The sequence below is a fragment of the Candidatus Marinimicrobia bacterium CG08_land_8_20_14_0_20_45_22 genome (assembly GCA_002774355.1).
Taxonomy (GTDB): domain Bacteria; phylum Fidelibacterota; class UBA2242; order UBA2242; family UBA2242; genus 0-14-0-20-45-22.
This window is the reverse complement of the sequence record PEYN01000034.1, coordinates 668-11,582: the sequence shown is the minus strand read 5'-3', so window position 1 is coordinate 11,582 and position 10,915 is coordinate 668. Positions and strand designations below refer to the sequence as shown.

The 10,915-nt window shown below is 45.6% G+C and carries 9 protein-coding genes and 1 pseudogene (1 of these 10 only partly in view); 3 read left to right on the top strand and 7 right to left on the bottom strand.

The features are described from left to right. Positions 1-1,177: hypothetical protein (locus COT43_02520; GenBank protein ID PIS30091.1), on the bottom strand; the 1,177-nt coding region annotated here is incomplete at its 3' end. 9 nt (positions 1,178-1,186) lie between these two features. Next, a complete protein-coding gene (locus tag COT43_02515) occupies positions 1,187-2,053 on the bottom strand; it encodes a hypothetical protein (GenBank protein PIS30090.1) in 867 nt (288 codons plus the stop codon). A 107-nt stretch (positions 2,054-2,160) separates the two neighbouring features. Here COT43_02515 and COT43_02510 point away from each other — a divergent pair, with 107 nt between their 5' ends. The 3 genes from COT43_02510 (at position 2,161) to COT43_02500 (ending at position 4,639) form a co-directional block, all read left to right on the top strand. Further along, complete coding sequence (locus COT43_02510) at positions 2,161-2,835, top strand: phospholipase (GenBank protein PIS30089.1); 675 nt, start codon at positions 2,161-2,163, stop codon at positions 2,833-2,835. After that, positions 2,832-3,146, top strand: coding sequence for an HNH endonuclease (locus tag COT43_02505; protein ID PIS30088.1), 315 nt, complete (start codon positions 2,832-2,834; stop codon positions 3,144-3,146). Before COT43_02510 ends, COT43_02505 begins: the two co-directional genes overlap by 4 nt. 155 nt (positions 3,147-3,301) lie before the next feature. Further along, complete coding sequence (locus COT43_02500; GenBank protein PIS30087.1) at positions 3,302-4,639, top strand: ATPase; 1,338 nt, start codon at positions 3,302-3,304, stop codon at positions 4,637-4,639. 83 nt (positions 4,640-4,722) lie between these two features. On the opposite strand, the gene COT43_02495 is transcribed toward COT43_02500, so the two are convergent. The 5 genes and pseudogenes from COT43_02495 to COT43_02475 form a co-directional block, all read right to left on the bottom strand. Beyond that, positions 4,723-5,256 (bottom strand): hypothetical protein, encoded by a 534-nt coding sequence (locus COT43_02495; GenBank protein ID PIS30086.1) that lies wholly within the window; start codon positions 5,254-5,256, stop codon positions 4,723-4,725. 16 nt (positions 5,257-5,272) lie between these two features. Further along, positions 5,273-5,629, bottom strand: coding sequence for a hypothetical protein (locus tag COT43_02490; protein ID PIS30085.1), 357 nt, complete (start codon positions 5,627-5,629; stop codon positions 5,273-5,275). A 121-nt stretch (positions 5,630-5,750) separates the two neighbouring features. Beyond that, positions 5,751-6,827 (bottom strand): tRNA 2-thiouridine(34) synthase MnmA, encoded by a 1,077-nt coding sequence (locus tag COT43_02485; protein ID PIS30084.1) that lies wholly within the window; start codon positions 6,825-6,827, stop codon positions 5,751-5,753. A 235-nt stretch (positions 6,828-7,062) separates the two neighbouring features. After that, the gene (locus tag COT43_02480) at positions 7,063-9,171 is read right to left on the bottom strand and encodes a hypothetical protein (protein ID PIS30083.1); all 2,109 of its coding nucleotides are present in this window, start codon (positions 9,169-9,171) and stop codon (positions 7,063-7,065) included. A gap of 104 nt (positions 9,172-9,275) precedes the next feature. Beyond that, positions 9,276-10,915: pseudogene (locus tag COT43_02475) on the bottom strand (urocanate hydratase); it runs 419 nt beyond the window's last position.

Here is a 10,915-nt window from a genome sequence, read left to right as displayed (position 1 = left end):
TTCCGGCATAAACCTTGAGGCCGGATTCGAGGACGTTTGCCGCCGCGCTGTCCAAAACCAGCGGAATCGAAACCGTACGTTGGATTTCCGAAACGACAGATTTCATCGTCGCCGGTTCGTCGATCATCGGGATGCCGACATTGACGTCGAGCGCGTCCGCTCCCGATTCTGCCTGCGCGATAGCGTCTTTCAGCAATAAATCAAAATTGCCGTCGCGAATTCCAGCCGCCAACATTTTTCTACCAGTTGGATTGATTCGTTCGCCGATTTTGACGAACGGCAATCCATCGCCGATGCACACGACGCGCGAGCGGCTTGCGATTCTCAGCGGAAGCCGAAGATTCGGCTTGGGAGCCCGAACGATTTCCCGTCCGCGAACCGCCGATGCGACGGCACGAACCTGTTCCGGTATTTCTGCGCCGACCATTGCCGCACCGAGTTCGGTAAAAGCCGCTACGGATTTTTCGATTTCATCGCCAATTTCCGGGAGAAATCGAATGGAGATCGGACGATTGGTCGCATTCATCAGTCGCCGGAAAATGGATTTGGTTGGTGAATTTTGGAGAATTCCGATGCTATCGACCTGTAAACCGTCGAGAATTGTAGCGAAGGATTCTACGGTCATTTTATCGTCTGTATTTCCTTCGCTGTCGAATTTGGAAAAAACCGCCAGCGGAATAGCATTTCTCAACGAATTCGCCGCGATCGTGGCCGCGCGCATTTCCTGAATGGTGTGCAAAGAATCGATGACGAGCAGGTCGATTCCTGCGCTCACCAGAAATCGGATTTGCTCCGAATAAATCCGGACGGCCTCGTCAAATTCGATTTCTCCGAATGGTTCGATTTTTAAGCCGATTGTTTGGACATGACCCGCAACGAATTGCGCTTCACCGGCGCATTTCCGCGTGATTTCTACGCCGCGAACGTTGACCGCTTCGATAAGATTTTCGCGGCCGATTTGTTGAAAAACCGGTCTCAGCGCGCCGGCTGTATTCGTAAGGATGATGTCTGCGCCGGAATCGGTGAATGCCTGATGAGCCGCAACAACCATTTCTGGTGAATCGACGTTGAGAAAAAATGGTTGCGCACTGTTGGCGGCTTCAACTGTTTTTGCGATAGCGTTTTGCGGTTCTGCGATGACGAGAATTTGTTTTCCGAGTTGTTTTTTGATTGACATAAAAATCCTCTAAAAATGATGTGTGAAATTGCTTGACGTGACAGATAATTTGTCCAGCGGGAGCATGATTCCAGAAGTGGATTTAAGCGGATGCATCAGACATGCGTCCGTCAGCCGAACGCCGATGGTACTTTCCGGTTTTAACAGTTGAAAAATGACGAGTTGATCGGTGAGCGCCCAATCGTGAAAACCGGGACTGAGTCGTTTCAGCCGACTGCCGTTTGGGTGTTCGATGTATTTTTGGAGATTGTAAGCGACGAGATCGGCGGCTCCTGAACCGAGTCCGTTCAGCAAATATGTCTGAAAAACATCGCCGCCGGTTGAGAAATCGCGCACGACTTCCTCGATTTCCGGTCCGATGCTAACGACGTAGCAAACCAGCGGAAACGGCTGATCGTCGGATAAAAAATGATGCAAACGCCGGCTGATAAATTCCAGTCCGAAACCCAGAATAGAAATTCCGGTCTTGCTTCGACGAGCAGTGACTTTTCGGAAAACAGCACATGGATGAATACGATCTGCAAATTGTTGCAGAAGAGACATCAATTCGCGGCGCATTTTCTGACCGGTTTTATCTTGTTTGAGGAGATTGAATTTTAAACTGGCGGAGACTTCGCGCGTCCAGTGGCGGTAAGATTTCAGCGTTTCAAGAATCATCTGGAAATCACTCGGATCGGAAATGCCGGACCAAAACGTCGAATCGCCAAAGAGTTCGATCTTTTGCCGATCGTCTGGCGTTAATTCTGCGTGTAGATCGATCTGATCGATCCATTTAGCCAAATCCATCTGCGCGTCGATCGTCTTTAAAAAAGGAAGAAATCCGTCCGGGCGGGCGAGATAGACAAAAGGTTGCCGAATTTCCGTCTCATTTTTCATACGCCGAAATATAGTCAGTTTTGGACGATAGAAGAAAGCCTCTTAGAAAAATTATCCAGAAGAAATTCGTTACAAACTGACTTTCGGATTCATTAAATTCTGATGCGATGACAGGATTGACGACTCAGCCGAAAGTGGGACAAACGCCGCAGACTTTTCGGAAAAAGGTCAGCAAGACGATTCACTGTCAATATCTGCTATTTCTTCCTAAAAAATATCAGAAAAGCAATTCGCAATTTCCGCTGATCATCTTTTTACATGGCGCCGGTGAGCGCGGCAACGATTTATCGCTCGTGAAGCGGCATGGCATTCCAAAAATTGTCAAACAAAAGCCTGATTTTCCGTTCATCACTGTATCGCCGCAATGTCCGGTGAATCGCTGGTGGTCGCAAGATACGTTGGATGCGCTTTTTGACGAGATTGTATCGAAATTTCGCGTGGATCGGAACCGAATTTATCTGACCGGTTTGAGCATGGGCGGTTATGCGACATGGGCGTGGGCTATCGAACATCCCGAGCGTTTTGCGGCAATCGCTCCGATTTGCGGCGGAGGAAATCCGCTGGAAGTTTACAAGATTAAAGACGTCCCGGTCTGGGCGTTTCATGGTGCGAAAGACCGCATCGTTTCTGTTCACAAATCTGAAGAGATGGTTGCGGCGCTGAAAGCCTGCGGCGGAAACGTGCGATTCACCGTTTATCCGTCAGCCGAACATGATTCATGGACGGCAACGTATGACAATCCTGAATTATATGAATGGTTTTTAGAGCAGAAGAAACAATGACCGACTGGATTAACATCGAGCGCGACGAAAAACACATTGCCCGCGAGAAGGCAAAGGCTAAAGAATTGCGCAAATCCGGCTGGTGGAAGCAGAAACTCGCGGCGGGAATTTGTTATTATTGCGGGCAGAAATTTCAACCGGAAGAACTGACGATGGATCACATCGTTCCGATCGTCCGCGGCGGGAAAAGCGTTAAAAGCAATGTCGTCCCCGCCTGTAAAGAATGTAACAATAAGAAAAAATATCTCACACCGGTGGAAATCCTTATGAACCAAACCGATTCGCCGGAACCGGAGAAATCGCAGTCATAACTCGTTGACCACTCCGGTAGATGCTGGTTTTATACTTCCAGATTTCCAAAGTCCCTGCAAAAAGTACACAGATTGTATATAAAGTCCTTGCAGAAAGTACACATCTTATGTAGAAAGTCCTTGCAGAAAGTACACAATTTGCTCATATTACCCCTATGAAAAGAAGCATTAGCCGGTCATTAAAAGCGTGGAAAACTGATCCGGAGCGTAAGCCGCTTCTTCTTCGCGGCGCGCGTCAGGTTGGGAAAACATATGTTCTAAAGGAATTCGGTGCGGCGGAGTTCGCTCATTGCCATTACGTTAATTTTGAAGAAGATTCCCGACTTGAAAGATTATTTGAAGTTGACCTTAATCCTCAGAGAATTCTGAACGAACTCCAACTTTATATCGAAAGTAAGATTGATTTTGAAAAAGATGTACTGGTTTTCGATGAAATTCAGCGGTGCCCTAAAGCACTCACCAGCCTGAAATATTTCTGCGAAAAAATACCACATTTGGCCATTTGCTCCGCCGGTTCTTTGCTGGGTGTGTCTTTGAACCGGGATTCGTTTCCCGTTGGAAAAGTCACTTTTCTGGATTTACATCCGATGTCGTTTGAGGAATTTCTGATTGGTTTGGAGAAAGATCAATTGGTTAATCTTTTACGAGAGTATAGTTTTTCTACGCCGCTTTTGGAAATCGCACATGAAAAATTATGGGAATTATGGAAACAATATCTGATTGTCGGCGGTATGCCGGCGGCTGTCGAGACATTTCGGACTAATATGACGAATCTATACGAGGCGTATTCGAAAGTCAGACAAATTCAGAAAAACCTGCTTGATTCCTATCTATCCGATATTGCTAAACACAGTGGAAAGATGAATGCGCTCCAAATCGAACGTCTGTGGCGGAATGTGCCGCTTCAACTGTCTCAGACGCTGGATGGATCGGCTAATAAATTCCAGTTTAAAGATGCCGTGCCGGGTCATCGCGGATATGAACGGTTATCTTCACCGATCGCGTGGCTCGAAAAAGCAAATCTCATCATTCGCAACTCTATCATTGAACGCGCTGAAAAACCGTTGATGGGTTATGCGCAACAAAACCGGTTTAAACTCTATTTTTTTGATGTGGGTTTGCTGAACGCGATGACGAATATTTCACCTAATACGATTTTGAACTACGACTTTGGAAATTATAAAGGGTATATTGTCGAGAATTTTGTCGCAGAGGAACTGAAATCCGCCGGTTTGAAAGATTTGTTTTGCTGGGAAGGTCGCACGGCAGAAATTGAATTCGTCGTGGAGGCGAATGAGAAAGTGTTTCCTGTTGAAGTAAAATCAGGAAATGTGACGCAATCAAAAAGCCTTAATGTCTTTGAGGAACGATATCATCCTGAACGGTCGTTCATTTTCAGCGCCCGAAATACAGAACGATCCGGAACGAGAATTTACATTCCCGTTTATCTAGCAGGGTACTTGATAAAAAAGCTTTTATCAGTAGAAAAATAGTCCTTCATTTAAATACAATTTTCCACATTCTCAAGGTGCTATTTCAGCTTTGTTAAATAATTTAACGCAGTGGGAATACTTTTTCAGCGCCCGCATTCCTGCAACGTTTTCAATAATCGGCTGACGTCAATCCCTTTTGTCCGGCAACGTTCCACCAGATCAGCATAAAGCGCATCATCCATCTGGCGTGTTCGTGAGAGAATCCAACAGGTCGAGCCTTTTGAATTGCTAACAACCGCCCACTGATAATCCGGATCGAGTTCGACGATCCAGTAATCGCCCCAAAACGGACGGAAAAAACTGACGCGCAGTTTGGCATTGTTGGCGCCCGGAACGACTTTGGCTTTGCCAACGACGCGTGAGAACTTACCATCCGGCGTCTTCTTGTGACAGGAGTTGTCAACCATGATAGTGCCATCTGCTTTAGGCGTGTATTCCGCAACGACGCAAACGCATCCTTTCTGGAAACGCTGAGGAATCGTAGCGATTTCGTACCACTTCCCAAGATAACGCTGAAGATTGACTTTGCTGACGACTTTCATTTCGGTGGAAACGCCTGGGGATGAAATCAAAGAAATGATGAAATAAAAGAAAGCAATGATTAAAATGCTTTTCATGTTTTTCTCCCTTCGTTTAGGGTTTTGTCGGTTCTCGTAAAAATGAAAAGATGTAACCACATTGGTCGCAAATGTAATTGACCGCTTTTTTACTTGCCCATAGAAAATTCCATGCCGCCGCCGCTGGAGTGATCAAAACAGTCTTCCTTTTCCAGAACCGATTGTGTCCACAGAGCGGACAAATGAGCGAATGTCCGTCAATAGTCTGGTTTTCCGCCCCGTCGTGACGCAGAGTCCAGCCAAGTTGGAGTTCAACCTTTTCGTTCGGGCTCATGGCATCGAAACAACGTTCGCAGACGCCGTGAAAATCACAGTTTTCTCTGGATGTAAGATATCTTCCGCACTGCAAACACCTCGTTTTTACCTTTGCCATTTTTTGTTTCTCCTCATTTATCCCAGATCAAAACTAGCAACGCCCCAAATATTTTCAGAGCAATTTCCGGCGTCTTCGGTGAAAAGCGGGCTGATCTTTGTTTTAAATAAATGGTTTCGTATCATTTTTCTTGTTCGATAACTTTATCAATGACGCCGCCGCCTACGACGGTTTCTCGCTTGTAAAAAACTGCCGATTGTCCGGGCGTGATGGCAAAGCGCGGTTTTTTAAACACGAATTCCGCGGTTGTTTCTGAAAGCGGCGTCACCCATGCGCTTGAGGCGGGCGACTGGTGGCGAATCCGGACATCCAAAAGCGTTCGCCCGGTCAATATGCCCGAAGGATAAACCGCATCGGCGACTGAGAAAGTCGTGCGCATTAAACCTTCCCGGCGGCTGACGACGATCGTGTTAGTCTTCGGATCGAGCGACTGTACGAACACCGGGTAACCGCATGCGATGTTCAAGCCTTCGCGCTGGCCGATCGTGTAAAACGGGATTCCTTTGTGTCTGCCGAGGAATTTTCCATTTTCATCGACGATATTTCCCGGCTCGAGTTCATGTTCTAAATGACTCGCCAGAAAGTCGCGGTACGAACCGGATATAAAGCAAATTTCCTGGCTTTCCGGTTTTTTAGCGACAGGCAATTCGCGGTTTCGGGCGATAAAACGTACCTGTTCTTTGGTAAAATTGCCCAATGGAAATAGAATGCGCTGGAGTTTTTCCTGCGACAGGCGGTAGAGGAAATAGGATTGGTCTTTTTTTAGGTCGATGGCTTTCTTAAGATAGTAAACGCCGTTTCGTCTAACATTGCGCGCATAATGACCGGTTGCGAGATAATCGGCGTTGAGTGCAAGCGCTTTTTGGAGCAGATCGCCGAATTTCAGGAATTCGTTGCATCGCACGCACGGATTCGGCGTTCTTCCGGCGAGATATTCGTTGATAAAATTGGCAATCACGCGCTCATGGAACTGCTTGCCCAAATCCAGTACGAGATGCGGTATTCCGAGTTTATCGGCAACACGTTTGGCGTCGGCGATGATCTGTTCTCCAATACCTACGTGAGATCCGTTTTCCAGATCGGGCAACCCGATGCGCATGGTCAGACCGATGACGTCGAATCCTTTTTCAGCCAGTAGGCAGGCGGCAACCGATGAATCCACTCCGCCACTCATCGCGACGACGACGCGTTTGTTCATGCGAATCTCAAGATTTTAATGTTAAAAGTTTTCCTTGTAAAATGTAAATTTTTCATGAACTCATTTTCAATCAATATTTCCTATTGACAATTGTTAAAACTTGTGTTAAAATTACTCATCACGATATGGGGCTATACCTAGGGCAAGTCCGAAGGTTAATGCCCCTTTTCATTTGCGCTCTAATTTATTTTGCAAGTCATTTATAAAGACAATATATGGCATGAAATTTACTCATCTAGTCGGTTTCTCCCTTCCACCATTTTAATAAACGCATTCGATCTCTACCCATTAAAATAAACCTATAAATTACCGCAATGCAAGCAAATCCAAGACACAACCACACCCATGCATTTGTAAGTTTTAGGAATAAGTTTTCACCCTCACCATAGCGCCAGGCAAAATAACCTATTATGAGTTCGAGAATTATCAGTAACATCAAAGCAAAAAGCGACCTCCGAATTACTGATGTGACTAGTTGTTTATGTTTGTCAGTTTTTTCTTGTTCGAACTTTGAATCTTCGAGGTTTTTGATGCGTGACATTGCACTAGAAAGAGCAGATTTTTCTGTTTCGATCTGTTTGGACATTTCCTCGCTTTTTATTGCAAGGTCATTAAATTTTATTTCTGCATCAATCCGTAGACGTTTCTCTTGATCCAGTTCTTTATTTAAGGTATCAGAATTAGCCTGTAATTCATGAATCGTGTGCTGGTACTTTGTGCCAGGATCTGCGAAATAGCGCTGGATTATTAGATTCATCTTCTCACGATCGGCTGGTTTTGATGGATCAAGATTCACGCTAACCTTACGAATTTCTCTTATGCAGGCCTCTACATCGTCTGATGGAAGTTGTCCTGTCTCAATTCCCATCTCTGCAAATATTTGAAAGTCACGAAGATCAAAGAAGACATCCCGAGGTAGCATTTTATATCGTAATGATTCGGAAAATATCTTTGCAAGGTGATCTTCATCTTCAGTACCTGAGGCGCTCGGAGCCAGCCACTGCAGAAGAGCATCAAGTGTTAATAACTTACAAATTTCATTTTCGCGTTTTTCTTGCCATGTTGCAAGAGATGTATCCAACGTGATAATCCAAGATTTTCTGTTTGCTTCATTTTCTTTTCTTACAAATATTATCAGCTCGGCGTCGTGAATTGCAGCGTTTTCTCCTTTTTTTCGACCGCGTGATATTTCATATTGAGAAACCAGTTCATAACTAAGAGTCTTAGTAGCTGCATCTCGAGCTATGGCATCAAACATTTGGTTGTCAACAATGGATATTTTTAAGTCGGCCTCAAGTCGATCCACCATGTGCTCGAATTGTGACAAAAATGAATCAACTGTAATTTCGGGATCACGATCTTTTTCGGCCAAGTAGGATTCAAATAGAAAATTTCTTACTTTTAAACTGGTTTCGCGAGGGATTTTGTCAGCAACTTTAATGAGAAGTTCACCATACGAGTAAATAACCGACCTTAGCTCTTGTATAGTTATATATGCAGCCCGGAGAGACATTCCCATTACTTCGCATGACCTTAGAAGTACTTGGAAACTGCTATGATGACGACACTCAGGCACCAAGGCTGCAATGAGAACATTCGTATCACAGTAAAGGTTGCCTCCTTTTAAAACATTAATAGAAAGTAAATCGGCACTTTTGTCACTACCAAGAGCTTTAGCGACGTAATAATTTTGCGCCATATTCCATTTAAGTTCATCGAATTCTGGCTTCGACTCACGAAAGAAGCGTTTGACGCCATAAGTGAAACCAGTCTTATTCTGTACAGTGTGATTGTTAAAAATTTGACTTATTGTTGAATCAAGTATTCGATCATCAGCGAAAGTAGTCGCTTTCCCTCCCATGGTTATAGATTGTACGTACATGTCAGTCAGTTTAGAAAAAATACTGGCGAGTAAATCGAAGAAAGCTAGTGTATAAGAAGATGAAGTGCCTTCTAATTTCCCGAATAAATCTTTTATTATGGAAGTGTTTCGACGCTGGCACTCGTTTTCCAAATGAGATACTTCATCTCGAGCGGTCTTTGATAATGAAAAGACTGTTTGATCATCTACTTTGGACTCATTAAGTCGATTATTATCATGAAGAATACGAATACCTTCTCTAACATCCGCATCTCTTAGGATCGCGGGTTGATCGGTAAAACACATGAAATTACAAAGTTCTTTGATACTGAGACTACGATTCTCATCAAGACATGCAAGATTTTGCTCAATAATTCGAATTATTGCCCTCTCACGTACATTTGCTCCAGCGGGCGAAAACCGAATTCGTGCACCAAGTAATAAACCACGTTTTGTTTCAGTTTTTTCATTGTTTGTATTCATCGCTTATACTCCTTCAATGATCTTATCTCGGATCTTTAATGCAGAATATTGTTGCTTGATATTTTTTAATCGATACTATTTATCCTTAGTTTCGATGATTTTCATCATATTTTAATTTGAAATGCATTTTCGAGGCAAACATTTTCCACGATTTTTTCCACCAATCCTTCTTCCGCCTCAAACGGCAGAGCGATCTGTCCTTCTCCGATGTGGTCAAGATTCCATTTTTCAGCGGTTTTAAAGGCATTCGGATTGCGCGCCCAACTGCGCCGGGCGATGCCGCCCATTACATCCCACGACAGAGCGCTTTTGATAATATTGTCGGTTTTTTCACTACCGCCCAGTAATAATCCAAAACCGCCGTTGATTGCGCGACCGATGCCGACGCCGCCGCCATTCGATAGGACGACGAGCGTCATACCGCGGGCGACATTCCCGGCGAAACATTGCGTTGCCATGTCGGCGGTGAAGCGACTGCCGTCGTAAATATTGGCAGTCTCGCGGTAAGGCGAATCCGTGCCGGAGACATCGTGGTGATCGCGGCCAAGCAAAACCGGTCCGATCTCGCCCTTGCGTACCATTTCGTTGAATTTCAGAGCAATTTTGATGCGCCCCTCTTCGTCATTGTAAAGGATGCGGCATTTCGTTCCGACGACAAGATTATTTTGTTCGGCGGTGGCGATCCAATGATGATTGTCTCGATGCAGAGAGCTGAGCGTTGGGTCAATGCAAACCATTGCCGCCTGATCGGTTTTATGCAAATCCTCGTCTTTGCGGCTCAGGCAAACCCAGCGGAACGGACCGAAGCCGCGGTCGAAGCAAAGCGGTCCCATAATGTCTTCAACGTATGACGGGAAAACGAAACCATCCGACGTATCATGTCCGTTTTTGGCGATAGATTTTTCACCGGCGTCGAAAACCGACGCCATGAACGAATTTCCGTAATCCCAGAATCTTGCGCCCTTAGCGGTCAGCCGCTGGATAACGTGGAAATGCCGCCGCAGAGATTCGTCCACCCTTCCGCGAAATTTATCGGGAGCCGACTTCAGCAGGGCACGACCTTCTTCGAAATTCACACCTGTCGGAGTATAACCACCATCGTAAACCGCGTGACAGGAGGTTTGGTCGGAGAGTAAATCAATGGCAATATTTTGGGAATCGAGGTATTCGAGCAAATCGACGATGTTGCCGTGATAAGCGATAGAAATTGGCTGACGCTTGGCGCGGTATTCGTTCATCCAATGGACGATCTCGGCGAGATTATCAGAAGCTAATTTGACCCAGCCTTGTTCGTGGCGGGTTTTGATGCGGCTGTAATCGACTTCGGCGATGACGCCGATTCCGCCGGCAATTTCGATGGCTTTGGCTTGCGCGCCGGACATGCCGCCGAGTCCGGAAGTAACGTAATAAATGCCTGCCAAATCCTTGTCTTCCGGGATTCCGAGATATTTCCGACCGGCATTGAGCAATGTTATATATGTTCCATGAACGATTCCCTGCGGTCCGATGTACATCCAGCCGCCCGCCGTCATCTGGCCGTAATTCGAGACGCCGAGTGCGGCCAGTTTGCGGAAATCGTTCGGATTGTCCCATTCACCGACTAAAAGCCCATTCGTCGAAATCACCCGCGGCGCCATTTCATGCGATGGGAAAAGGCCGACCGGATGCCCGGAACTGACGACCAGTGTCTGTTTTTCCGTCATGACTTCGAGAAATTTTTTAATGAGTAAATACTGCATCCAGT

Excerpts from the sequence above, each read along its gene's own strand:
- COT43_02515 (PIS30090.1), bottom strand. The coding sequence starts at position 2,053 with ATGAAAAATGAGACGGAAATTCGGCAACCTTTTGTCTATCTCGCCCGC.
- COT43_02510 (PIS30089.1), top strand. The coding sequence starts at position 2,161 with ATGACAGGATTGACGACTCAGCCGAAAGTGGGACAAACGCCGCAGACT.
- COT43_02505 (PIS30088.1), top strand. The coding sequence starts at position 2,832 with ATGACCGACTGGATTAACATCGAGCGCGACGAAAAACACATTGCCCGC.
- COT43_02500 (PIS30087.1), top strand. The coding sequence starts at position 3,302 with ATGAAAAGAAGCATTAGCCGGTCATTAAAAGCGTGGAAAACTGATCCG.
- COT43_02495 (PIS30086.1), bottom strand. The coding sequence starts at position 5,256 with ATGAAAAGCATTTTAATCATTGCTTTCTTTTATTTCATCATTTCTTTG.
- COT43_02490 (PIS30085.1), bottom strand. The coding sequence starts at position 5,629 with ATGGCAAAGGTAAAAACGAGGTGTTTGCAGTGCGGAAGATATCTTACA.
- COT43_02485 (PIS30084.1), bottom strand. The coding sequence starts at position 6,827 with ATGAACAAACGCGTCGTCGTCGCGATGAGTGGCGGAGTGGATTCATCG.
- COT43_02480 (PIS30083.1), bottom strand. The coding sequence starts at position 9,171 with ATGAATACAAACAATGAAAAAACTGAAACAAAACGTGGTTTATTACTT.